Raw genomic sequence first — 23408 nt, forward strand, 5'->3', positions numbered from 1 at the left:
TAGCGTTGCTGAAATGACGGTATTGGTGGGTGGATTACGCTCACTAAATGCTAATCATAACGGCGGCATGCACGGCGTGTTTACTGATAAACCGGGCACTCTAAACAATGACTTTTTTGTGCATTTGTTAGATATGTCGACAGTGTGGAACAAAGCGTCTGAGGCGGGCGTATATGAAGGTCTTGACCGCAAAACCGGAGAGAAAAAATGGACGGCAACCTCTGTGGATTTGATATTTGGTTCAAACTCAGAGCTGCGTGCAGTAAGTGAAGTATATGCGTACGACACGTCTAAAGATAAATTTGCCCAAGACTTTGTAAAAGCATGGGTAAAAGTGATGAACTTGGATAGATAATATCGAGCTTGATTATTCCATTGCTGGGGTTTGATGCCTCAGTGATGGGATAGTCTTTATTGCTACTCTCATCTTATCAAACCAAGTATGCTAATTAAGCGCTTGGTGTCTACAACCGCCATTTCGCTATCAATATTATTTGCTGAATCTACACATTGGGTATCTTGCGTTTAGTAAGATAATTATCACTGTTGGTATAGTACTTATTACAAAATCACCATTTACGTATGCTCAAAAAAGTGAAACTGAGTTAGGTAATATTGCCGAAAAACCCAGTAGTGCCGGTCAATTTGAAACCTTACTTATTGCAACAGAGGCCACAGGACTTGTACCCGCTCTAACAGACCCTAGTCTTTAACAAGCTCTGGATGCGCTAAACCCAGCTAAAATGAGCTAAGCAAAAGATACCTAAAAGGTTTACATGCATAATCACCTAACATTTGGGCTAGGTCATTAAAAAATCGAGGTTTTTGTGCTACATTGCGCAAAGATAATTAAGACAACTACTAATAATTCCCAAGGGGAGACTTTTAATGATTAATCTTAAAACTGCACTGCTACTAACCTCAGTTTGTACGCTAGCCGCATGTTCGCCTTCTACGCCTTATGAGACTTCTACCTCTTCTGCGCCAGATAGCACAAGTATAGAGCGTGATATTCTGACCGCCTCAGGCGACGTCTTGGGCACCCTAAGTCTCGTAGATTTAGGTGAAGAAGGAACACAGGTGACCGTTAGTATCAGTGGACTTGAAGGCGCTGGCACTCACGCTATGCATTTTCATGAGTTTGGTTTGTGCGAAGCGCCAGGTTTTACCTCGTCGGGCGGGCATAAAAATCCAATGAATATGGACCATGGTAAAATGTCGCCGAATGGCCCGCATGCCGGTGATATGATGAACATTGAAGTGGGCAGCGACGGTACAGGCTCGCTTACAGTTATCAACGAATTTGTATCAATTAATGGTGATCACGGTTTACCCGCTTTATTGGACGATGACGGCACTGCCCTTATTATTCATGAAAAAGCTGACGACTATATCACTCAGCCAACAGGCGCTGCGGGCGGACGTATTGGATGCACCGTTATTTAGAAAAATTAGCGACATTCTGTTGCTGAGGCGAAAGGAGTTTGACTGCCAAAGGTGTCGCGCACTGCAACATCAGTTGCAATGCGGCACATAAGATGTGTTGGTAACCACTGGTTTTTTGCAGGCGTGTTTTAAGCCTGACTAGCCACTAACGCCTGCTCAATATCAGCAAGAATATCGTCGATATGCTCAATACCTACTGAAATTCTTACCATTTCTTCTGATACGCCGGCGTTGGCAAGCTCTTCGGGGTTTAATTGGCGATGCGTGGTGCTAGCTGGGTGGCAGGCTAGGGACTTTGCGTCGCCGATGTTAACTAATCGCAAAATCAAATTCAGTGCGTCTATAAATTTGCCTCCCGCCTCAATCCCGCCTTTTATGCCAAAGCTAATGATGCCAGCCGCTTTTCCTTTGCATATTTTTTGGCAGGTTTCGTAGTAGGGGCTATCAGGAAGCGCCGCATAGTTCACCCAACTAACTGATTCATGCTGCTGAAGGTAGGTAGCAACTTTTTCAGCATTTTCACAGTGTCGTTCCATGCGCAAAGAGAGGGTTTCAAGGCCTTGCATAATTTGAAATGCACTAGTGGCCGATAACGAAGCGCCAGTGTTGCGAAGCGGTACTACGCGACAACGGCCAATATAGGCTGCCGGGCCTAAGGCTTCTGTGTACACGACGCCATGATATGATGGATCAGGTGTGGTCATCATCTTAAAGCGCTCTGCATTCGCCGCCCAGTCAAACTTACCTGAGTCGACAATAATCCCGCCAATAGTGGTGCCGTGACCGCCGATGTATTTAGTTAATGAATGAATGACGATGTCGGCGCCGTGATCAAATGCTCTGCATAGGATTGGGGTCGCAACGGTATTGTCAACAATAAGCGGAACGCCTGCAGCATGCGCAATTTCTGCCCAGCGTTCAATATCTACAATGTTGCCTGCCGGGTTGCCAATAGATTCACAAAACAGAGCGCGGGTGTTTTCATCAATCAACGCGGCCACTTTCTCGTAATCATCTGATTTGGCAAAGCGGGTTTCGATGCCCTGACGCGGAAAGGTATGCGCGAATAAATTATAAGTGCCGCCATATAGCTGGCTGGTGCTCACAATGTTGCTGCCTACATCTGCGATCGCTTCAATGGCGTAGCGAATAGCCGCCATTCCTGATGCCACTGCCAATGCGCCGATGCCGCCTTCAAGCTGAGCTATGCGTTCTTCTAATACCGCATTGGTTGGGTTCATAATCCGGCTGTAAATATTACCGGGTACCGCTAAATTAAACAGATCTGCCCCATGCTGGGTGTCGTCAAAGGTAAACGAAGTAGTTTGGTAAATGGGGACAGCGGCTGCTTTGGTGGTTGCTTCGCTGGTATAGCCCGCATGCAGGGCAATGGTTTCGGGTCTCATGTGTTCTCCATAGTGAGTGCGTGTATGTTGAATAAAATTGAAGAAACACTTTACCGATGATAGGCATAAGCGCAACGATTTGCCCATAAAAAGACACAAATAGTGATGGGTATCCTAAGAATTTGGTTTAAGGCTTGACTAATGCTGAAGTGAGCGCCTCCCGCAATTTGCCTGAGATTGGTTCTGGTTGCTGTGTTTTACGGTCCACAAACACGTGGGTTAGACTGCCTTGTGCGCAAGCCAATGCTTGGTTTTCAGCAAAAATGGCCACGCCGTACTCCACCGAGGTATTGCCCAAACGGTTGACGCGAAACGCCCCACTGATTTTATCTGGAAATGCGATGCTTGCATGATAATTACATTGCGACTGAACCATTAGACCGATGGTTGCGCCTTGATGTATATCTAGTTCACCGCGTTTGATTAAAAACGCATTTACGATGCTGTCGAAATAGCTGTAGTAAACTACGTTATTCACGTGCCCATAAATATCGTTGTCCATCCATCGGGTAGTGATTTCAAAGAACTCATAATAATCATCTTTGCTATGACGGGCTGGTTTGGTCATGGTGTCAATTTCTCTCGAGTAATAATGTTCGCCTGAACGAATATGGTGGATTAGAAACCTTTAAAATGCCCGCTTGTAGATGGCTAATGCGTCTACATACGTCATTTCTTTTGGGTTGTTTATGAGCAAGCGCGTTTGCAACATCGCGTCTTTTGCTAGCTTGGGCAGGTGTTTTTCTTTTACCCCTAACATATGTAATTTATTAGGTATTTTTAGTCGCGTGATTAAACTTTCAAGGTGTTCAATAAAAAGCTGACTCAGCGCATGCGGTGTTTGCTCTTGTTCAACACCCTTGATAACAAAGGGTGTAAGTTCTGCATATGCTTTAAACGCGATTTCTTCATTAAATTTTAATACATGTGGCAGCACTAGCGCATTACTTAAGCCGTGAGGAATATGAAAATGACCTCCTAATGGGTAGGCTAAAGCATGCACTGCAGCCACCGGAGCGTTAGCAAAGGCCTGACCTGCTAAACAGGCACCAAGCAACATATTTTGCCGAGCGTTAAGGTCGTGACCATTAAACGTAGCGGTTTCGATGTTCTGCGAGAGTAAGCGCAAGGCTTCTTTTGCGAGCATGTCAGAATAAACGTTCTTTTTTATTTTACTAGTATAAGCTTCAATAGCGTGAACCATCGCATCTATGCCGGTTGCAGCGGTAACATGTGCGGGTAAGCCGGTGGTTAATTCAGCATCTAGCAGCGCAATATCAGGCAGCAGTTGTTTTGAAACAATACCCGCTTTGGTGGTCTCTCCGGTAGTGACTATGGCAATTTGAGTGACTTCAGAGCCGGTGCCTGCGGTTGTGGGTATGAGTATTAGCGGTAGGCGTGTCCCCGCAACCTGATCAACGCCGTAAATATTTTGCAGTGTTTGTGGCGTGAGGTTTTGCTGCTGGCTTAAAATTGCCACGATTTTAGCGGTGTCCATGCTGCTACCACCGCCAAAACCGATGATTCCATCAGCGTTGTGAGCCTTGGCAAAGTCAACAGCATTTTGCACAATATCTTCGCTCGGATCGGCCTCCACTTTATCAAATACAGCAATAGCATCGTCAGTAAACAAATTGTGCAAATTATTCAAAAGCGTGGCTAATAAACCGCAAGCGACGATACCAGCGTCAGTAATAATGACTGGGCGCCCTATGTTAAGCGATTGACACTGTTGAGCTAGCAGCTTAATTGCGCCAATCTCACACAGTATTCGCTTGGTAGTATTAAATTCGAATCCTTGCATATATATTCTCGGTTATATGATTTTGCCAACCGCATGATACTAACGTGTTTAATGCTTAGTGTCAGCGTTCGTATTTTGGCTGGTTCATGGTCTATAATACGATTAACAACTTTAGTGTGTACTCGCGCTTATTTATTCAGTTTTGCTGAGGATCGCGAAAAACGCATATTTAGCTCCTTCGATAAAGAGGTCATAACTAAATGAAAGAAGATGAACTCCACGCATTAAAAATTGCATTTACATTTATGCCGCAAGCAATTGAGGTGAATAAGTATGAATATGGTGATGACTACAAGCGTATTCTTGAGCAAATTGACTTTGTTCGTGGCGTCCTGCTTGAGCTAGATGTCGACCCAGATGAAGTAGCTGGAGATATTAATCCAGATTCAACACCAAACTCTTGCTATTAACGCGATACTAAACTGACAGGCTCTTATCCAAATTCCTATATACAGGTGGATACGAGCCAAATTAATGCTTTTGTGGATAAGACGCTGAGGATAAAAATAGTCGACTCTTATAAAGAGCTGATGGATGTTTATAGGATCCGCGCATTAACCGCGTGTCTGCGGATTACAATGATATAAAAGCAGTGGCGTTAGATTATAATTGACTTGAAAAGCGTGAGTGCGGACGCGCTAGATAGCCACAACTCCCGACGCTAATATGTCTTAATCCTTGTAATACAATATCTTAATATAAATAAACATTTTACATTCTTCTAAATTGGGCGTATAGTGCTGTTCAGCTAGAGAGAAGTCTATTCTTGAACCTACATTACGCCGTTTTATTCGTACTACACGTCCTGCAGTAACAAAGTATCAGTCTCTAATTTCAGCTACAAATCGCCCTTTTGCGTTTTGCAAATTGGCACAATTAATTAATTTTTTAAAAACAGGATATTATTATGTCTAACAGAACTAACGGTACAGTAAAGTGGTTTAACGAATCTAAAGGCTTCGGCTTTATCGCTCAAGAATCTGGTCCTGACGTGTTTGCACACTTCAGCGCAATTTCTGGCGACGGTTTCAAAACCTTAGCAGAAGGTCAAAAAGTTGAGTTTACTGTTACTGACGGTCAGAAAGGACCTCAAGCAGAAAACATCGTTGCGGTATAATTACCCAATGAATTAATCGCCTGCTTTGCAGTGCGTTTAAACTTTTCGAAAAAGGCGACTACTAGTCGCCTTTTTTATTGCCTGTGATAAAGCTCTTAATAATTAATTGAGACTGCTACTCAATATGTGGCACTCTTGTACCTTATTTCATCTTCACATGCCTAGGTTGGCCTTCGTATTGAATAACCCACGAAGTAAAACTGCATTTTTTAGCATCAATGGACTTCGCATTTGTGGGAGCATTTTTGTGTGCTTGTTAATATTCGTATCTAACGCAAACAGCAAACAGCAATCTAACTACCAAGCTCTCCTTACCGTTGCCGTTGCCAGTAATTTTTATTACCCCTTAACGAGATTACTAGATACATCTAAAGATTGGGGGGCGCACAATATTAGATTGGTATCAGGCTCTTCTGGTGTGCTATACGCTCAAATTGTAAATGGTGCTCCGTACCATGTTTTTTTATCGGCAGATGCGATGCGTCCGCAAATACTTTATGAAAGCGGGAAAGGACTCAAACCGATAAGCTATGCAAAAGGACGCTTAGTGCTATGGCCCGCAGACCCTGCAAGCTCTGCAATAGAAAATCTGTCACAAAGCGCTGGGCGGATCGCTATAGCAAATCCACAAACTGCACCGTTTGGTGCAGCAGCATTAGACTATTTAAGTAAAATTCCTAAGTATGCACAGCTTAAATCTCGATTAGTGTATGGCAATAACATAGCTCAAGCTTTTCAGTTTGTTGATACCGGTAACGCCAGTATAGGACTAATTGCAAAATCGATGTTGATACAGGCCCAAGCAAAATTTCCAGACAAACAGGCACATTATGCAATGTACATAGCAATTGATGATGCTCTTTACCCAGAGATACTGCAGCAAGCTATTGTCTTAACATCGCCTAAGCAAGATGAGCATGCCCTTGCAGCCGCGTTTATGGCGTTTTTACTGTCTACTTCTACACAAGAGCAGCTCAGCTCGCTTGGATATCAAGGAGTAAGTCAGTGAGCGACTTTTCTTGGCTTAGCATTGAATGGCAAGCTATCGTGCTGACGCTTAAATTGGCGTTTTTTACCGTCTGTATTTTATTTTTAGTGGGCTTACCTTTAGCCTGGTGGTTATCTCGTTACCATGGCAAGTTTCAGGCGCTGTTTGAAGCCTTAATAACCTTGCCGTTAGTATTGCCGCCAACTGTGTTAGGGTTTTATCTATTGGTCGCGTTTTCGCCAAATACCGTGCTAGGTCAAAGTTGGCTTGCGCTAACCGGAACCCAATTTGTGTTTAGTTTTGCCGGTATTTTACTAGGCTCGGTCATTTACTCATTACCTTTTGTAGTACAGCCATTACTACAGGCCTTCCGGAGCCATGGCAATCAGGTCATGTTAAGCTGCGAAACCTTAGGGATGTCGCGCTTCAAAGCATTTATATTTGTGCTACTGCCAGCAATAAAACCCAGCATGATTAGTGCGGTAACCTTAGGTTTCGCTCACACATTGGGTGAGTTTGGCCTGATCCTCATGATTGGAGGTAATATTCCAGGCGAAACTCAAGTCGTTTCTATCGCCTTGTTCAATCAAGTGGAGATGCTTAACTATCAACAGGCACATGGTCTTGCTGGAGTGCTTCTCTTGTTTAGTTTGCTGAGTCTTATTCTGCTATATCGGTATAACGCTCAATACCGACCGAGGCTTTGGTAATGACAAGCAGAAAGAGTCTGAACACCTTAGTGTTCAATAGCAAAGCATTGATCCCGTCTTTAACGGAATCTGAAAAGCCACATCCAACAGAATATCCGGTAGCCCTCAACTGGCGTCTTGATCAGAACATTATCGGAATTCTAGGCAATTCGGGCTCCGGAAAAACGACGCTACTAAAACGCATCGCCGGTTTAAAACCTCAGATAGAGTCGGTACTCAGCATCAATGCTAAAAACATTAATCTGCGCAAGGCGAGCACTAATCCATGCGTATATGTCGGTGCTGACACCCCTTTGTTTGAGCATCTAAATTTGCGCGAAAATCTGCTGCTGACCGCATCAAGGTCGCAGTGGACGGATGCTGCAAAACGCACAGCTCTTGGCTTGTTATATGATATAGAGGCACCGCCCTTACTGACTTTAGAGCAGGTTGCTGAACTGTGCGAAATTGAGCATTTACTGGATCATCATGCTGCAACTCTATCGGGTGGAGAAAAGCAGCGGGGTCAATTAGCTAGAGCTTTACTTTCAGGTAAGCCGATACTGTTGTTAGATGAAGCGTTTTCAGCGATGGATTGGGCCCTACGAACCCGATTGCATCAACGTTTTATAGGTTTAACGCGAGAACAAACAAGAGGGATTGTTGTGGTGAGCCATTCCTTGCGTGAATTGGCATTGATGACCGATCATTTAGTACATATTCAGAGTGGTTTAGTTGTCAGTGAAGGCCCAACTCTTCAACAGGTCGAGTCTGTGCAGCATAGCCAAGGTATCGTGTTTTCAGCACTGCGAGTAAGGCATGTAAGAGACGATATTGACTACGATCTAAACGTCTTTGAGCTCCAAGGGAGTAAGCAAAGTGGCAAAATCTACGCAAAAAAAGCTGGATATTCAAACCTTACAGACAGATTGCTAGTGGATGCCAATACCGTCGTTTTATCAAAACAAAAAGAGCCATTTTCGAGTATGTTAAATCAGTTAGAGGCGCGAATTGACAGCATTATAGAAAGCTCTAATGTTGCGGTAGTATGTTTGGATATAGACGGTCAGTGTCTTTATTCTCACATATCAAAAAAATCACGCTTTGATATGAAGTTGTTCGCGGGTGAGACTATTTATGCGCTTTTCAAGGCGGTTTAAGCTAAAATAGTTAGTGCTTACTGTCTATTATCAAGCTGTTTGAAATCAATGTTCTTTATGAGAAGACTGCCAGTTTCCTGATTTACCGCCCAATTTTTGTAAAACCCTGACGTGTTCAAAATGCATTTCGGGGTCAGAAGCTTTACACATATCAAAAAGTGTTAGCAAAGCGACATTCACGGCGGTAAGCGCCTCCATTTCTACTCCTGTTTTACCGCTTAGTTTGCACGTCGATGTCACTCTGAAGCGCAGTTTTTCGGCCTCAGGGGTAATCTCTACTGCTACCTTCGATAACATCAACGGGTGACACAGAGGGATTAAATCTGCACATTTTTTTGCGGCCATGATCCCTGCTATCTTTGCTGTTGCGATAACATCTCCTTTTTTGTTGCTGTGTTCAATCACGGCATCAAAGGTCATTTTATTCATATAAATAAAACCCTCAGCCGAAGCGCTGCGTGACGTTACGCTTTTATTGTCGACATCTACCATATTGGCTGCGCCTGAGTCGTCTACGTGGGTAAGTGGATTCATAAATGTTACCTCATGATGATTGTTATTTTGTTAGCCTATTCGTATTCACTTATACATCTTTGTGCCGACTAATATAGTATTAATTAAACGATTAATTAAACGATTAATTATGACGAATAAAGATAGTGAGTGCTTACTGGGTGAGTGCTTTTTATATTCGAAACCGCAAGTTCAGCGTTTATCTTTAGTGAGTAATAGACAGGTATGTTACTGGCTATTGCAAGAAAAGACGAACAGATTTAGGTGGTACTGCCTTTTTATTAGTGGCTCGGTAATATGAGATTGAATCATTGTGTATATAGCTTCTGTGACTAAGCTCATAACGCATGCTTAGATAAAGCAATATACACTAGTTGCTTATTAAAACTCGGTCGCGTGTATTGTATTGAATCACGCCTATGCATCGTATACTCTCTCCTAACTCATCTAAAAGTCATTGATGTGATAGCTCCCATTGATAAAAATAATAACTGACCAAAGGCATATAGAGTTAGCCTTAAAGAGGACGATGATATGAGCACAAAAAAAACCGCTAATGCTTTGATATTAAGCATTAGTTTCGCGCTGGGCGCGTTATCTGCCCCAATATTCGCCGATGAACATTCTGCTGACGACAAACATGCTATGTCTTATCAGGATATTTTCAATCTAGAGTATGCTTCCAATCCTATTATCATGCCTGATGGCAAAACCGTTCTTTATGAACGCAACAGCATGGATATAATGGTTGACGCAAAGCGCACCAACTTGTGGACGGTTAGCCTCGATGGCAGTTCCCATATGCCTTTGTTGTCGAGTAAAGAGAGTCACTATGGCGCCACTTTCTCTCCAGACGGCTCTAAGATGGCTTATCTTTCGGGTAAGGAAGGTGCAACACAAATATATGTGCAGGACTTGCAAACTGGCAGAACTGCGCGAGTAACCGATGTTGCAATGCGGCCCAATGGTTTAAGTTTCTCGCCAGATGGAAAGCAATTAGCATTCGCTATGTTTACCCCGTCCAAACCAACATCCCTGTTTAAATTAGATTTTAAACCGGAAGGTGCTACTTGGGCTGAAGAAGCTCATTACATAGATCAAACGCTTTTTCAGCGAGATGGCGCTGGCATGAATCGACCAGGCAATTCACAGGTATACGTGGTGCCAGCTTTTGGCGGAACGCCTCGGCAGATCACCTCCGGTGATTTTAACTATGGCGGTAAGTTGATGTGGACCCAAAGCGGCACACACATTGTAATGTCAGCTAACATTCGAGAAGACAGTGAATTTGACGTCTTTAATAGTGATTTACTGTCTGTAAATATAGAAGACGGAAGTGTTAGCAAGTTAACCGATGCTACCGGACCTGAGAGTAATCCAACATTAAGCCCTAATGGCAAGTTGATTGCTTTTACGGGTTTTGATGACAACGGAAAATCAAACCAGATCAATCAATTGTTTGTCATGAATATTGATGGCTCGGATGTTAAAGGCTTAAGTGCTGACTTAGATCGCGATGTAAGTGACGTGCAGTGGGCAGACAACGGAAAAGGTTTATATTTTAGCTATGATGATCAAGGCAAAAAGCATGTTGCTTATGTGAGCTTGTCGGGCAAATTGACGGTTAAGACCGATGCATTAGGGGGCCTAAGTATTGGTCGCCCATATACTTCGGGTGATTACGATGTAAGTGATGATGGGCATCTAGTTTTTACTCTATCTACCGGTGACCGTCCTGCTGATTTAGCGGTCCTAGACAAGCGCGGAAAAATGCTAAAACTTACCGATCTTAATAGTGATATTTTCGCTCATAAAACCATTAACAAGCCAGAGTTGATAAGAGTAAAAAGCAGTTTTGACGAGCGTGAACTATTGGCTTGGGTAGTTAAACCACCACAATTTGACCCATCTAAAAAATATCCGCTTATTTTAGAAATTCATGGTGGTCCACATACCGCTTATGGCCCGGAGTTTTCCACAGAAGTACAAATGTTTGCTGCCGCTGGCTATGTGGTGGTGTATGGCAATCCTAGGGGATCAACGTCGATGGGTACAGAGTTTGCCAACTTAATTGACAAAAATTACCCATCGGAAGATTACAATGACCTTATGGATATGGTCGATGACGTTATAAATATGGGCTATATCGATGAAAGTAACCTATTTGTTACGGGTGGATCAGGTGGTGGTGTATTGACCGCGTGGATCATTGGTAACACAGACCGCTTCAAAGCTGCCGTAGTGGCGAAGCCCGTTATTAATTGGATCAGCATGATTGGGACCAGCGATATCTACACCTTTATGGCAAGATATTGGTTTACCGACCTGCCTTGGAACGATGTTGACCAATACTGGAAGCGCTCTCCTTTAAGTTTGGTCGGCAATGTGAATACGCCTACTATGGTGCTTACCGGCGAGTTAGATGTGCGCACGCCCATGGGCGAGAGTGAGCAATACTATGGAGCGTTGCGACTTGAGGGTGTTGAAAGCTCCTTAGTGCGCATTCAAGGTGCGTATCACGGCATCGCCGCCAAGCCTTCGAATTTAAGCCGTAAAATTGGCAACATTCTCGCCTGGTTTGATAAGTATAAAGCAATAGAAAGAGTTAACGTGAAAGACGAATAGTCCTTAGCGGTATTCAAAAATATCAGTCATGTTTTCATGTAGGGCACTTAAAAGTGCTCTGCATGAAAACGAAGATGGTCTTCGATAAAGGTCGCGATAAAGTAGTAGCTATGATCGTAGCCTTTTTGCATTCGCAACTGATAAGGATAGTTAACTTGCTCAGCAGCGGAGACAAATGCTTCAGGTTTAAGTTGTTCGCTTAAAAAATTATCACTCTCACCTTGGTCAATCAGCATTGGTAAGTGCTTACTTGCTCTTCCGAGCAATACTGACGAATCATAATCTTGCCAAGTTGTCGTGTCCTCTCCTAAGTAAGTTGAGAACGCTTTGACTCCCCAAGGACAACTCATAGGGTTACATATGGGCGAAAAGGCCGAAACTGATGAATATCTATCCGCATTTTTTAGCGCAATACTAAGCGCTCCATGACCACCCATCGAGTGGCCAGAAATTGCTCGTTGTTCACTGACCGGAAAATTAGCTTCGATAAAGGCCGGTAGCTCGCTTACTACATAGTCATACATCTTATAGTGCTTCGCCCACGGCATGCGTGTAGCATTAAGGTAAAAGCCTGCACCTTTACCTAAATCATAGCTGTCGGCGTCAGCAACATCATCGCCGCGCGGAGACGTGTCTGGGGCAACAATCGCAAGCCCTAACTTTGCGGCAATACCTAAGGCACCTGCTTTTTGCATGAAGTTCTCATCGGTACAAGTAAGTCCTGATAGCCAGTAAAGTACCGGTACTTTTTTGTCATTGCTTGCACCGGGAGGCAAATAGATTGCAAAACGCATGGTGCAATGATTGCTGTCGGATACATGAGAATATTGAAGATGCCGACCGCCAAAACACGCTGCGCTGCTAATTTCAGTTAGAGACATGTCTGGCTCCTATTTATCGTAATGAATAACAGTGCGAATAGACTCACCTTTATGCATCAGTTCAAAAGCATCGTTAATACGATCAAGGGCCATGGTGTGGGTAATAAAGTCGTCTAGTTTGAATTCACCTGCTAAATAACGCTCAACATAGTCCGGTAGCTCAGAACGACCTTTCACGCCGCCAAAAGCACTGCCTCGCCAAACGCGGCCAGTTACCAATTGAAATGGACGTGTGGATATTTCTTGGCCCGCTCCAGCTACGCCGATAATCACTGACTCTCCCCAGCCTTTGTGACAACATTCGAGAGCACTGCGCATCACATTTACATTCCCAATACACTCAAATGAATAGTCTACGCCGCCGTCGGTAAGCTCGACAATTAACTCATGTATGGGTTGCTCATAATCGTTTGGATTGATGCAGTCTGTGGCACCTAACTGACGGGCTAAATCAAACTTACGTTCGTTGATATCGATTGCAATGATGCGTTTAGCTTTTGCCATCGTTGCACCGATGATAGCTGATAAGCCAATTCCGCCCAGACCAAAAATAGCGACGGTTGCCCCCGCCTCTACTTGGGCTGTGTTCATTACCGCGCCCATACCGGTCGTCACTCCGCAACCAAGCAAGCAGACTTCATCTAATGGTGCACTTGGGTTGACTTTGGCGATCGCGATTTCTGGTAAAACCGTGTATTCCGAAAAGGTAGAGGTACCCATGTAATGGTAAATAGTTTCACCATTTATTGAAAATCTCGAAGTACCGTCGGGCATAAGGCCTTTGCCTTGCGTACCTCTAATTTTTTGACACAGATTCGTCTTACCAGATTGACAAAATTTGCACTCTCCGCATTCTGGTGTGTAAAGGGGAATTACATGATCACCTATGGCTACACTGGTTACACCTTCGCCAATAGATTCGACTATACCGCCACCTTCATGACCCAAAATGCTCGGAAAGACACCCTCTGGGTCGTCACCTGAGAGTGTGTAGGCGTCGGTATGGCAAACGCCTGTAGCAACCAGCTTTACACGAACCTCGCCGGCTTTTGGTGGTGCAACATCAATGGTTTCTATTTTAAGCGCTTGCCCTGGGCCCCACGCAACTGCCGCTTGGCATTGAATTGTTTTTGCTATCATTATTTCCAACACTATTGTCTACAATAGAGTTAGTGTTGTCGAAATAGGCCTAAATATCAATGATGTTTGTAAAGAAGACTCCAATTACCTCAGTAAGTACATGGTATTCAAGCCGATGCGCTAAATTTTGAACAAAACAATATCGGCGCTGAAGCTACGCCATGGTTATTAACGCAGGGTAGACAATAACTGACCCGATTACCTTTGTGCACTTATTAGGTAATCGGGTTGCAGGCTTACTGTAATCAATAGCGACGCTCGACTTTATCTAGCATAGCGCTGTCGGCAAAATCGAATTCAACTTCTTTAAATATGATAATTTTGCCCTTGATGTCAGAATTCGCATCTACCTTCAGAACGGGGGGGCGATTCCGCCAGTTATTTTTCTTTGCTTTGCCTTCGAAAATAACATCGCCATTTACCACGGAGCCATCGTTTAGATAAACGCTACCGTTAGTTGTTTCTACATCCTGACCCACGCTTACTCCTGTGAGCTCTATATTACCGTTTACAGTCTCTATATTTTGCGCAACGCTGCTCTTTTTGCCTATCGTAATATTGCCGTTCACCGTTTCAACAGACTCAGCAGCACTAAAGTTTTCACCGATACTTACTTTACCATTTACTAGCTCAACACTGCTGACAGTAACATTGTCGCCTATTTTGACCCTGCCATTAACACTGCTCACTTCTTTTGCGATTACGCTGTTGCTGAGGGTGACCGATCCGTTCACAGATGATACATCGCCAACATTTAAACCTTCGCCCACAGATACGCTTTTATTTGTTGAAGAATAGCTAGAGTTGTTACCTGAAGAATAACCGCCGTTGCCATCGCTTGCGCCTACATGGATCACGCAACCTGCTAGCAACACGCTAGTCACAATCAGCCCCATAAATGTATAAACTGGTAGTAATGTGTATTTTGTCATTTCGTTTGTCCTTTTTAGTAAGGTGCCGCTTTTGTCAAATCGTGCAAAAACGTGTTGATTAACATAGATTTGCACACGGCGTGCCAAAGCATTAAATGTATATAAATCAATGTTATAAATTATTTTTAAGAAAGACAAAAATGCAATTGTGGCGAAATGCCCTAACATATCGTAATTTTCATCACTGTTGTTATGTCGCAGATAAGCCCTAAAAGGTTTAGCGGTATGTTTATGCGCGCCGAGATGCTGAATAATGCGAAGTCCTAGAAGTCCTAACAGCAAGCCAGAGACCTTTCTGCCGCTTTATGCTACAAATTCACATAGCGGTGCTGTACCATTAAGAAAACATGAAAAACAAACGCACACTTTTTAAAACCGCTGCCTAGGAGCCGTTTTGCAATCACCCGACACCGCCTTAGTATTGATTCAACATGCGCTCACGCCCGTATTTTTGATAGTAGGCATTGGCACCTTATTAAATTCCCTTACCGCGCGTTTGGCACGAATCGTCGATAGAGTGAGGTGGTTTGACATGCCTGAGGCTATCGGCTGTAAATTTGATCGTGAAGTCGAATTAACCGCGCTTGCAAGGCGCATGAAGTGGGCTAACGCTGCGATTAACTTCTTAACTGGGGCCGCTGTAGTCGTTTGTATCAATATCTTTCTGCTGGTAATTGAAGGGTATTATGACCTTCCTTTGAATCCATATATTATGCTGAGCTTTGTTACATCAGTGGGTCTATTATCCCTTGGTATGGTCTGCTTTTTTGTTGAGGTAAGTATTGCCACAGCTTCATTAAAAGTAACTAAAACTACTAATAATGATGATGCACAAAACAGTCAAAATGGTCGAGTTGGCACACAAGATTTATGAATCAAATTATCAAGCAACTGGTTATTCCAGAATCGGAGTATGAGTTAAGTGCGATTCGTTCGGCGGGCAATGGTGGTCAGAATGTCAATAAAGTCGCCACCGCTATTCACCTGCGCTACAACATTAACGATTGCTCACTTGCCGAAAAATACAAATACCGCTTACTGCACCTGCAAGACAGTCGTATTACTAAAGACGGCGTCATCATAATTAAAGCGCAATCGTATCGCACGCAGGAGCTAAATAAAGACGACGCTATAGGGCGTTTAAAGGCCTTAATTGCGTCGGTGATGGTGGAGCAAAAGCCGCGTCGGGCAACTCGTCCAAGTTTAAACGCAAAAAAGAAACGTGTGGATAGTAAAAAACGGACCGGTACTAAAAAAGTCTTGCGTGGCAAAATTGATTTTTAAGCCAGACCCAGCAGGCGCCATTCTCTATAAAGCTTATCTGTTGAAAAAACCTATGAAAAAGCACCTATGAAAAAAACCATTAAAAAACTCGATAGTCAGGTGGTGAAAGCGTTAACGATTGCCTGCGAAATTGCCAAGCAAAAAGTAAAGGGCTTTGAGTGGCTGACTCATACTGCCGACTATTCAAATTTTCCTGGGAGTCTACTGGTGCGCTGTGTGTTTGACACTCAAGCCTCCCTAGCTGAGGTTAAAAGTGACGCTCAAGATGAGCTGTTTGTAAAGCTGATACATGCCGAACTATTGAGAGTAGGGATATTATTAAAATCCCCCAAACGTCATGTTGTGTTTGATACTGAAGAGGCATGCACTCGCGATAACAACGGAAGTTGGAAGCAACGCCTTGGCAATCTGCACTAGCGCTGTAATCAAAGGCGTAAATACTCTTAAACTTTCGTGGTTGCCGAGCTTCCTATTGAAGCGACAATTACTAATAAAACCGCTAACCATTGCCAAAAACTGAGCAGTTCACCCAAGATCATAAAGGCAGCTAGTGCGCCTATTGCTGGCTCTACGCTCATCATTACACTGAATCCTTGCGCGGGCATTTTGCGTAAAGCAACCATCTCTAAGCTATAAGGAAGCGCGCTAGAGAGCACGCCAATCGCAATGCCGATAGGAATGAGCGACCAATTTAATAGCGCCATCCCCTGAGATATTACACCAACAGGCACAATCGCAATTGCCGCGATGCTCATGCCGATGGCAACGATGACGCCAGACGATCCGGCTGAGCCAGTTCGCTTCCCATAGAGGATATAGCCTGCCCAGCATGCCCCTGCAAATAAGGCTAAGCCAACACCAACCGGGTCTAGACCATTTACATCGCTGATATCGGGTAACAATATCAGCACGCCAGTAATTGCCAAGCCCACCCATATTAAATCGAAGCGATTCTTAGATGAAAATACCGCCACACTCAAAGGCCCTAAAAATTCTAGAGCAACCGCTAGGCCAATAGGGATCCGTTCTATTGAGTAATAAAAAGACAAATTCATGCCGCCTAAGCACAAGCCATAAACGATTAATGAAGACCAATTGCTGGGCAGTCGACGCCAAGGCTTAAAAATTAAACAAAGAATAATGGCTGAAAAGCCGATGCGATAAGCGGTAGTGCCTTCAGGACCGATATAGGGAAATATCGTTTTTGAAATAGACGCGCCGACCTGAATCGCCACCATGGCGATGATTACGCAAGCAACGGCAATAATGAAATCACGATTGATAAATGGCATAAGGGCCTTAACGAGCGACTTGTTTGGCAGTTAATACCGCCAAATGTACGCGTAAATTTGATTCTGAACTATACATTTAAAATCTGCATAAGGCAGATGGCGATACTGCCTTATTATTAAAGATTGCTGATCTTACAGTTGAACTCGCCTCTCAGCACAGTGTGTATGTAAAAAGTCATACAAATAACGCCAAAGGTTGAGCAATTACTTGGGGCGATTCTTGCTCAATACATGGCCTAGGCTCGCGTATTGATTTGCGCCTAACCTTGCCAAAGGGTCAACTTTTAGTGCATCGATTTGCACCCGACCGTTTACCTCAGTCACGGCGTTATCGTCAACAAACAGCTCTAAGGCTTCTACAAATACTATTTGCTGAGGAGTATTGCCTATAAGCTGCACGCTGTGGACTTTGCATAAATACGCAATCGGGCAGGCGCTAATGCGCTGTAAAGGCCAGTTCTCATGCGCAGTTAAGGCAATGTTGTTGCAGTCTACTTCACTCACACCATAGTCTAAAGTGGCGGCGGTATTAGTGACCTGCTCAGATTGAGCCACATGAGCAATATGGACGACACAATGTGCACCCACCATGAGATTTGCCGCTGTGTCTTTGATATTACCATCGGGCTTTTTCCCCATCGACAGCATCAGCAGCGGCGGGTCGCTGCATACCGCGTTAAAGTACGAAAACGGTGCAAGGTTAACGCTATCATCGCGGTTGCTCGACAACACCCAAGCAATTGGGCGAGGAATGACCGTTTGCGTCATCAGGTGATATATCCCGTTAGCAGATATATTCGACAAATCAATATTCAAATTATTTTCGTCCTCTTATTTTATTGCCCGTAATTTTGGTGCTACTGGCCTTATTTGTTTTGCTAGGCCGCCCTTTGGCTGAAATGCTTTTTAGCAAACTTCTGCGGTCGCTGACTTCAAAGCCCTCTTTAACCACGCGCTTTATAGATGTGCCGATAAGGGTTTCGATACGATGCACCGTGCGCTCTTCTTCGCGACTAACAAACGACAGCGCATTGCCCAATTTGCCTGCACGACCGGTGCGGCCGATACGATGCACGTAATCTTCAGGTAAATAAGGTAGGTTGTAATTGACCACGTAGTCAAGGCCTTCAATGTCGAGGCCGCGAGCGGCTACTTCAGTGGCGATCAATACCTGCAATTTGGCTGATTTAAAATCAGCGAGGGCGCGCCGGCGAGATCCTTGACTTTTATCGCCGTGACACACTGCCGCCTCAATCTTACTTTGCTTCAATGCCGCCATGAGCTTGTCGGCTTGCTCTTTGGTGCCTGTAAAGACTAGTACTTGAAACCAGTTATGCTCTGCTAATAAGGCTTTGAACAAATCAATTTTGCGCGACTCTTCAACCGGATACATAATATGATTCACGGTATCTGCGGCAGTATTTATTTTGCTTACGCGGACTTCACGATGGTTTTTCAGTATTTTATGGCACAGCTCATTTACCGCGGGTGAGCTAGTTGCAGAGTAGAGTAGGGTTTGGCGCTGTTTAGAGGTGTGTGCCATGATATTGGTCACGTCGTCAATAAAGCCCATATCCAACATCCGGTCGGCTTCATCAAGGACAACAAATTCAGCGTTCGCTAAGGTGAGGTTGTTTAGCGCCATGTGCTCTAACAAACGGCCCGGTGTGGCAATAAGTATGTCGGTGCCAGCTTTGAGCTTGTTGCTTTGCCCACCCATTTTTACGCCGCCATACATCGCGGTGACCGATATCTCAGTAAACTGCGCATAGCGACCAAACGCATTTGCCAGTTGTTCAGCAAGCTCTCTCGTAGGCGTTAATATAAGCGCTCTTGGGCTGCCACTAATAGTGTCTTTTGGTTTGTCGAGTATTTGTTGCAAAATAGGCAAGGCAAAGGCAGCTGTTTTTCCGGTACCGGTTTGTGCATGCACCAATAGGTCTTGACCTTTGCGGGCGCTAGGAATGGTTTTCTCTTGGACGCCGGTCATTACACTGTATCCACAGGCATCGATGGCCTGTTGAATCGGTTCTGCTAAATCTAAGGTTGAAAATTTCACTTGGGTACCCTCTGCAACTGCTTTGCTCAAATTAAGTAATTTAATGGCGTGCTTGCCTTGTCGGTAAGAGCATCACTCAAAAAATGAACGCGGAATATACAGTATTTTACCTCACTGCGTTCGAATTTCTGATGTTTTTATGTGCAAATGACCAGTGAATGCCTTGCTTAGCCGTGCAAGCAAAGCACAAAGTAACAATCGTTCAGCAACACCATGTAGTACACTGTCTGCTCTGTCTTTACTGGTCACATTAAATAAGAGTTGCTCAATGGCGCTTAAACCCACAATTTATAAATTTAACATCGCGTTAGCAGATCTGAATCATCACCATTATCCCAACCTTCAGCTCACGCTTGCTCAGCATCCGTCTGAGACCGTCGAGAGAATGCTGGTGAGGTTGCTCGCCTATTGCCTACACTCTCATGAGAACGCCGATGAGCGGATGGCCTTTACCAAAGGTTTGAGCGCTATAGAAGAACCCGATATTTGGCACAAAGGCTATGATGATCAGATTAATATGTGGATTGATATTGGCGAGCCCAGTTTCGATAGAATGAAAAAGGCATGCCGCTTGGCTAAAAAAACAATTATTTATAGCTTTAACAGCAAATCTGATGTGTGGTGGAAGCAAGGTCAGGAGCAGTTCTCTGGATTACCCATTTCAGTCATTGGCTTTAATTGGCTGCAAATACAGGATTTAGCGGCGCAAATTGAGCGCACTGCAACGTGGTCTATTACGATTAGCGATGAATCGCTATTTATCAGCACAAAGGCTATGCAGGTAGAGACGGCATGGCGCATATTACAGTAGTTATCTATTGGGCCCGCGTGCAGGGCCCAATAGATAAGGTTTTGCTTTTACTGGTTCGCAAAATCACCAATGACCTGTTTTGCAGTGCGATCTGAACGATAAATACCCCAATTCTTTTCTGCGATGCCGTCTGGCTGATCTTCTCCGCCTTTCCACTTTTCGTCAAAGGCCTCGAAATAGAATGACACAATTTTATTGTCGTCTAACCACTGATAATAGTCTTTAAAAAATATCGACTGCGCGTTTTCGCTGGCCTCACCAATGATCAAGCTTTCATCGCCATTATCGCTCATCGAGCTAGTAGCCCAGCCAGATTCACCCAGTACAATTTGCTTTGTCGGGTGCAGTTGGTCTATATCTTTATATACTTGCTCGGTCCAAGCTACCGCATTCTCTAGGGTTTGCGAGTTCCACATTGCATAAGCGTGCAATACTATAAAGTCTAGTTGCTCTGCGATGGCTTGGCTCCATGCTTTGTTCCAAAAGTTGTAATCGTCGGCGAGTGTTACCGGCACGTTCACGGCACGTTTAACGCGTTCAACCCACTCCAAGTACATCGGGATTTCGTCGACTTCAAATTTATGCGCCGACCAATCAACAAAAATTTCGTTGCCTAAATTCACCGCAACAATAATATCGCTGTATTCATTCGCCATGCGAATAAGCTCGTCTATTTGTTGATCGTTTTCTTGAAAAGAATCTTGACCGTTAAGCCATGCGCCTTGCATGACTTTGACGGGCAGCTTATGCTTTCTAATTGTTTTTAGTACTTGCTCGCTAGCACCATCGGCCGCGTACATTCTAATTAGGTTAAAACGCAAATCTTCAGATTCGGTCAAGATGCGCATGTCCTCTAAAATGTCCTCTTCAGAGCTTACGCTGTCTTTGTCGGGGCTTTCGCCATCACGATAGCTGCCATAGGAAATACCCAAACCAATCCATTCGTCGTTGATAAGGGGGTTAAATGCTGCTTTCATATCTACCTCGGCCTCTTTATTTGGCTCTGCTTGTGTACATCCATAGAGGCTCATCATTATAAAACTAAAAAATATAATACTGAAAATCGATTTCATACAATGCTCTAGCGAAATTTTTTTTGACAAACTAGACACGTCATCACGCATTCGCAATGATTTATCGACATAACGGACTTTTAGCGCGATTACACCAATCCTGCTTTTTGTAGAGTGTCGTGCACTGCTTTGATGTGTGCTGGCCCAATTTCGCAGCAGCCACCAATAATTGAAGCCCCTTTTGTTGCCCAAGCTAAAGCATGCTCTGCGTATCGCTGCGGATTAAGGTCTTGACGTGCTTCGAGTGCCTCCACTGTGCCGCCCGGGTGCAACTTCGCCACCGACACAAAGCCATTGGCGTAGGCACCTAATTTTTGATTGATATGACGCAGTTGTGACCATGAGCTGTTGATCGCCTCGGGTTGACTACAGTTAAGCAAAACTGCTTCAGCGCCAAGTGCAATTACTGCATTGGCGACTTCGGCAATTGCTTCTTTGCTTCGCAATACACCCGGCTCGCTATCGCTTACGGTGAGCGCTACCCATACTGGTTTGCCGCTCTCTAACGCCGCTGTGCAAGCAGCGGTTGCCTCTGTCATAGACGCCATCGTTTCACACAGAAATATATCACTGGCGGGCGCTTGTAACTCAACTAAACGGCGATAGCTTATCAGAGACTCTTTAAACGAGCGCGATACATCAGGTCTATAGCTAGCGACAAGCGGCGGCAGGCATCCAGCGATACTTACGCCTTCAATCTCTGCCAAGTCAATTGCGGTTTTGGCTGCATGCATGGCCGAACGGTGCAGCCCTGGGAGTTTATCTAACTGGTTCTCATGACCCAAACGCTCAGGGGTCGCAGTATAGCTATTAAGTGTGATTACCCGAGCCCCGCTAAGAATAAAATCACGATGCAAGTCGCGCACAAGTTCGGGCTCATTAAGCATGATGTCTGCAGACCATAGACGTGTTATTGGTCTGGCGCTTCGGCTTAACAATTCTTGCCCCATGCCACCGTCTAAAATGGTCACTGCATTCATGTATTTATTCGCTTCGTATAAAAGTGTTCACGAGGATAAAAGCTCTGCCTAAACAATGCAACTAACGCAGAAAGTACAGCAAATTAATTGTGTATGAATAATGCGTATATACTCAGATTCAAGGAAAGGCTATATTACAAATCGCACTTGACCCTGATTTACAGAGTTTAAGAGCTTATTAGCGCTTCGATGCCCCGCTCCCCGAGGCAGAATATTCATTAAATAAAGTCTCAACAATTCATTTAATAAAGTGTTGGCTTGGCCAACAAGTCTCTACATTAGGCTCATACAATTATTAAGGAATGAATATGTCTATCGATTTCACGAATAAAACAGCGATTATTTCAGGTGCTGCCGGTGGTATTGGGCTTGCTATGGCTCGCGAGCTGGGTCAGTTAGGAATGCGCATTGTGATGGCGGATATAGATGAGCCAGCGTTGCAAGCTTCTGCACAAACCCTTAGCAAAGAGGGCATCAGTGTTCTGGCTTGCCAACTCGATGTGACCAATTTTGCGCAATGGCAAGCAGTCGTCACAGAGGCAAAAGAGGCCTTTGGCGGTATACATATGTTGATCAACAATGCCGGTGTTGGCGGGATACCGGCAAGTATCGACCAATCTGATAACGCTATTTGGCAGTGGGTCGTCGATGTTAACCTAATGGGCGTAATGTACGGTGCGCAAGTTGTGACGCCTGCGATCAAAGAAACTGGTGAAGGCGGCTGGATAATCAACGTCGCTTCGATGGCAGGCATGAACGGTGTGCCTTATTCATCAGCCTATGCCGCAACCAAAGCCGCAGTAGTCTCAATGACCGAGAGCTGGGCGGTTGAGCTCAAAAAGCACAATATTCATGTGTCAGCGCTGTGCCCCGCCTTTGTTAAAACCAGAATTCATGAATCGTTGCGCACCAAGCAAGAAAAGTATGGAACCGACCGACCAAAGGGCGATCCTGAAAAACTGAAAAAGGGCTTTGGACAAGCCGCCGCGTTAGTTGAAGCCGGCATCGCTCCTGAGCTATTAGCCAAACGTGTGATTGAGGCCTTAAACAGTAAACAGCTATATATCTTTACCCATCCGAACTTCCGTGACGCTATTGCCACAAGAGGTAAGTTTATTGATAAGGCGTTTGAAGATGCGGCACATAGCCCCTTAGTAAAGCATTTAATAAACGATGAAATTCAATCTCTTTAGGCAACATCAACGTTT

At 44.4% G+C, this 23408-nt stretch carries 24 protein-coding genes and 1 pseudogene; 13 read left to right on the forward strand and 12 right to left on the reverse strand.

All coding sequences use genetic code 11. The features are described 5' to 3' along the window. Both AB9H30_RS18450 and AB9H30_RS18455 read left to right on the forward strand, forming a co-directional pair. Positions 1–355 (forward strand): annotated as a pseudogene (locus AB9H30_RS18450) (catalase-peroxidase); the annotation flags it as partial. 533 nt (positions 356–888) lie between these two features. Beyond that, on the forward strand, positions 889–1446 hold the full coding sequence (locus AB9H30_RS18455) for a superoxide dismutase family protein (protein ID WP_371196257.1): 558 nt from the start codon (positions 889–891) through the stop codon (positions 1444–1446). 128 nt (positions 1447–1574) lie between these two features. Here AB9H30_RS18455 and AB9H30_RS18460 read toward each other — a convergent pair whose 3' ends face one another. From AB9H30_RS18460 to AB9H30_RS18470, 3 genes are all read right to left on the reverse strand, one after another. Next, positions 1575–2852, reverse strand: coding sequence for an O-acetylhomoserine aminocarboxypropyltransferase/cysteine synthase family protein (locus AB9H30_RS18460; RefSeq protein ID WP_371196259.1), 1278 nt, complete (start codon positions 2850–2852; stop codon positions 1575–1577). Between the two features lie 127 nt (positions 2853–2979). Further along, positions 2980–3420 (reverse strand): acyl-CoA thioesterase, encoded by a 441-nt coding sequence (locus tag AB9H30_RS18465; RefSeq protein ID WP_371196261.1) that lies wholly within the window; start codon positions 3418–3420, stop codon positions 2980–2982. A 60-nt stretch (positions 3421–3480) separates the two neighbouring features. Beyond that, positions 3481–4656, reverse strand: a complete 1176-nt coding sequence (locus tag AB9H30_RS18470) for an iron-containing alcohol dehydrogenase (protein ID WP_371196262.1) — start codon at positions 4654–4656, stop codon at positions 3481–3483. Between the two features lie 200 nt (positions 4657–4856). Between AB9H30_RS18470 and AB9H30_RS18475 the strand changes: the two genes are divergently transcribed. The 5 genes from AB9H30_RS18475 (at position 4857) to AB9H30_RS18495 (ending at position 8610) form a co-directional block, all read left to right on the forward strand. Then, complete coding sequence (locus AB9H30_RS18475) at positions 4857–5066, forward strand: penicillin-binding protein (RefSeq protein WP_371196263.1); 210 nt, start codon at positions 4857–4859, stop codon at positions 5064–5066. Between the two features lie 497 nt (positions 5067–5563). Beyond that, positions 5564–5773: a cold-shock protein gene (locus AB9H30_RS18480; protein ID WP_371196264.1), complete on the forward strand. Its 210-nt coding sequence runs from the start codon at positions 5564–5566 to the stop codon at positions 5771–5773. Positions 5774–6026: 253 nt separating this feature from the next. Further along, positions 6027–6782 (forward strand): molybdate ABC transporter substrate-binding protein, encoded by a 756-nt coding sequence (gene modA / locus AB9H30_RS18485; protein WP_371196265.1) that lies wholly within the window; start codon positions 6027–6029, stop codon positions 6780–6782. Next, positions 6779–7471 carry a molybdate ABC transporter permease subunit gene (modB, locus tag AB9H30_RS18490; RefSeq protein WP_371196266.1) on the forward strand — a complete coding sequence of 231 codons (693 nt, stop codon included), beginning with the start codon at positions 6779–6781 and terminating at the stop codon, positions 7469–7471. Before modA ends, modB begins: the two co-directional genes overlap by 4 nt. Further along, positions 7471–8610: an ATP-binding cassette domain-containing protein gene (locus tag AB9H30_RS18495; RefSeq protein WP_371196267.1), complete on the forward strand. Its 1140-nt coding sequence runs from the start codon at positions 7471–7473 to the stop codon at positions 8608–8610. Before modB ends, AB9H30_RS18495 begins: the two co-directional genes overlap by 1 nt. A gap of 45 nt (positions 8611–8655) precedes the next feature. On the opposite strand, the gene moaC is transcribed toward AB9H30_RS18495, so the two are convergent. Next, a complete protein-coding gene (gene moaC / locus AB9H30_RS18500; protein ID WP_371196268.1) occupies positions 8656–9144 on the reverse strand; it encodes a cyclic pyranopterin monophosphate synthase MoaC in 489 nt (162 codons plus the stop codon). A gap of 513 nt (positions 9145–9657) precedes the next feature. On the opposite strand from moaC, the gene AB9H30_RS18505 reads away from it, so the two are divergent. After that, complete coding sequence (locus tag AB9H30_RS18505) at positions 9658–11748, forward strand: prolyl oligopeptidase family serine peptidase (RefSeq protein ID WP_371196270.1); 2091 nt, start codon at positions 9658–9660, stop codon at positions 11746–11748. Positions 11749–11795: 47 nt separating this feature from the next. On the opposite strand, the gene fghA is transcribed toward AB9H30_RS18505, so the two are convergent. The 3 genes from fghA to AB9H30_RS18520 form a co-directional block, all read right to left on the reverse strand. Beyond that, positions 11796–12629 (reverse strand): S-formylglutathione hydrolase, encoded by an 834-nt coding sequence (gene fghA / locus AB9H30_RS18510; RefSeq protein WP_371196272.1) that lies wholly within the window; start codon positions 12627–12629, stop codon positions 11796–11798. A gap of 9 nt (positions 12630–12638) precedes the next feature. After that, a complete protein-coding gene (locus tag AB9H30_RS18515; RefSeq protein WP_371196274.1) occupies positions 12639–13769 on the reverse strand; it encodes an S-(hydroxymethyl)glutathione dehydrogenase/class III alcohol dehydrogenase in 1131 nt (376 codons plus the stop codon). A gap of 245 nt (positions 13770–14014) precedes the next feature. Continuing rightward, positions 14015–14701 (reverse strand): hypothetical protein, encoded by a 687-nt coding sequence (locus AB9H30_RS18520; protein ID WP_371196276.1) that lies wholly within the window; start codon positions 14699–14701, stop codon positions 14015–14017. A 394-nt stretch (positions 14702–15095) separates the two neighbouring features. On the opposite strand from AB9H30_RS18520, the gene AB9H30_RS18525 reads away from it, so the two are divergent. From AB9H30_RS18525 to AB9H30_RS18535, 3 genes are all read left to right on the forward strand, one after another. Continuing rightward, positions 15096–15575, forward strand: a complete 480-nt coding sequence (locus AB9H30_RS18525) for a DUF2721 domain-containing protein (protein ID WP_371196278.1) — start codon at positions 15096–15098, stop codon at positions 15573–15575. After that, positions 15572–15985 (forward strand): alternative ribosome rescue aminoacyl-tRNA hydrolase ArfB, encoded by a 414-nt coding sequence (gene arfB / locus AB9H30_RS18530; RefSeq protein ID WP_371196280.1) that lies wholly within the window; start codon positions 15572–15574, stop codon positions 15983–15985. The genes AB9H30_RS18525 and arfB overlap by 4 nt, the downstream gene beginning before the upstream one ends. 66 nt (positions 15986–16051) lie before the next feature. Continuing rightward, positions 16052–16402 carry a Fis family transcriptional regulator gene (locus tag AB9H30_RS18535; RefSeq protein ID WP_371196282.1) on the forward strand — a complete coding sequence of 117 codons (351 nt, stop codon included), beginning with the start codon at positions 16052–16054 and terminating at the stop codon, positions 16400–16402. Between the two features lie 26 nt (positions 16403–16428). Here the strand turns inward: AB9H30_RS18535 and AB9H30_RS18540 are convergent, their stop codons facing one another. From AB9H30_RS18540 to AB9H30_RS18550, 3 genes are all read right to left on the reverse strand, one after another. Next, positions 16429–17277, reverse strand: a complete 849-nt coding sequence (locus AB9H30_RS18540; RefSeq protein WP_371196284.1) for a DMT family transporter — start codon at positions 17275–17277, stop codon at positions 16429–16431. Between the two features lie 204 nt (positions 17278–17481). After that, positions 17482–18093, reverse strand: a complete 612-nt coding sequence (locus AB9H30_RS18545) for a flavin reductase family protein (RefSeq protein ID WP_371196286.1) — start codon at positions 18091–18093, stop codon at positions 17482–17484. A 1-nt stretch (position 18094) separates the two neighbouring features. After that, a complete protein-coding gene (locus AB9H30_RS18550; protein WP_371196288.1) occupies positions 18095–19336 on the reverse strand; it encodes a DEAD/DEAH box helicase in 1242 nt (413 codons plus the stop codon). Between the two features lie 268 nt (positions 19337–19604). Between AB9H30_RS18550 and AB9H30_RS18555 the strand changes: the two genes are divergently transcribed. Then, a complete protein-coding gene (locus AB9H30_RS18555; RefSeq protein ID WP_371196289.1) occupies positions 19605–20147 on the forward strand; it encodes a YaeQ family protein in 543 nt (180 codons plus the stop codon). Between the two features lie 47 nt (positions 20148–20194). On the opposite strand, the gene AB9H30_RS18560 is transcribed toward AB9H30_RS18555, so the two are convergent. Continuing rightward, positions 20195–21124, reverse strand: a complete 930-nt coding sequence (locus AB9H30_RS18560) for a glycosyl hydrolase family 17 (RefSeq protein WP_371196290.1) — start codon at positions 21122–21124, stop codon at positions 20195–20197. A gap of 185 nt (positions 21125–21309) precedes the next feature. Next, positions 21310–22200, reverse strand: coding sequence for a homocysteine S-methyltransferase family protein (locus AB9H30_RS18565; protein ID WP_371196291.1), 891 nt, complete (start codon positions 22198–22200; stop codon positions 21310–21312). A 308-nt stretch (positions 22201–22508) separates the two neighbouring features. Between AB9H30_RS18565 and AB9H30_RS18570 the strand changes: the two genes are divergently transcribed. After that, a complete protein-coding gene (locus AB9H30_RS18570; RefSeq protein ID WP_371196292.1) occupies positions 22509–23393 on the forward strand; it encodes an SDR family NAD(P)-dependent oxidoreductase in 885 nt (294 codons plus the stop codon). Positions 23394–23408: the final 15 nt, after the last annotated feature.

This window comes from Glaciecola sp. SC05, assembly GCF_041380235.1.
Lineage (GTDB): Bacteria > Pseudomonadota > Gammaproteobacteria > Enterobacterales > Alteromonadaceae > Glaciecola.

Coding starts and splice junctions, on each gene's coding strand:
- AB9H30_RS18480 (WP_371196264.1), top strand. CDS start 5,564: ATGTCTAACAGAACTAACGGTACAGTAAAGTGGTTTAACGAATCTAAA.
- AB9H30_RS18470 (WP_371196262.1), bottom strand. CDS start 4,656: ATGCAAGGATTCGAATTTAATACTACCAAGCGAATACTGTGTGAGATT.
- moaC (WP_371196268.1), bottom strand. CDS start 9,144: ATGAATCCACTTACCCACGTAGACGACTCAGGCGCAGCCAATATGGTA.
- AB9H30_RS18460 (WP_371196259.1), bottom strand. CDS start 2,852: ATGAGACCCGAAACCATTGCCCTGCATGCGGGCTATACCAGCGAAGCA.
- AB9H30_RS18465 (WP_371196261.1), bottom strand. CDS start 3,420: ATGACCAAACCAGCCCGTCATAGCAAAGATGATTATTATGAGTTCTTT.
- AB9H30_RS18455 (WP_371196257.1), top strand. CDS start 889: ATGATTAATCTTAAAACTGCACTGCTACTAACCTCAGTTTGTACGCTA.
- AB9H30_RS18565 (WP_371196291.1), bottom strand. CDS start 22,200: ATGAATGCAGTGACCATTTTAGACGGTGGCATGGGGCAAGAATTGTTA.
- AB9H30_RS18555 (WP_371196289.1), top strand. CDS start 19,605: ATGGCGCTTAAACCCACAATTTATAAATTTAACATCGCGTTAGCAGAT.
- AB9H30_RS18535 (WP_371196282.1), top strand. CDS start 16,052: ATGAAAAAAACCATTAAAAAACTCGATAGTCAGGTGGTGAAAGCGTTA.
- AB9H30_RS18515 (WP_371196274.1), bottom strand. CDS start 13,769: ATGATAGCAAAAACAATTCAATGCCAAGCGGCAGTTGCGTGGGGCCCA.
- AB9H30_RS18560 (WP_371196290.1), bottom strand. CDS start 21,124: ATGAAAGCAGCATTTAACCCCCTTATCAACGACGAATGGATTGGTTTG.
- AB9H30_RS18540 (WP_371196284.1), bottom strand. CDS start 17,277: ATGCCATTTATCAATCGTGATTTCATTATTGCCGTTGCTTGCGTAATC.
- AB9H30_RS18520 (WP_371196276.1), bottom strand. CDS start 14,701: ATGACAAAATACACATTACTACCAGTTTATACATTTATGGGGCTGATT.
- AB9H30_RS18495 (WP_371196267.1), top strand. CDS start 7,471: ATGACAAGCAGAAAGAGTCTGAACACCTTAGTGTTCAATAGCAAAGCA.
- AB9H30_RS18475 (WP_371196263.1), top strand. CDS start 4,857: ATGAAAGAAGATGAACTCCACGCATTAAAAATTGCATTTACATTTATG.
- arfB (WP_371196280.1), top strand. CDS start 15,572: ATGAATCAAATTATCAAGCAACTGGTTATTCCAGAATCGGAGTATGAG.
- AB9H30_RS18570 (WP_371196292.1), top strand. CDS start 22,509: ATGTCTATCGATTTCACGAATAAAACAGCGATTATTTCAGGTGCTGCC.
- fghA (WP_371196272.1), bottom strand. CDS start 12,629: ATGTCTCTAACTGAAATTAGCAGCGCAGCGTGTTTTGGCGGTCGGCAT.
- AB9H30_RS18505 (WP_371196270.1), top strand. CDS start 9,658: ATGAGCACAAAAAAAACCGCTAATGCTTTGATATTAAGCATTAGTTTC.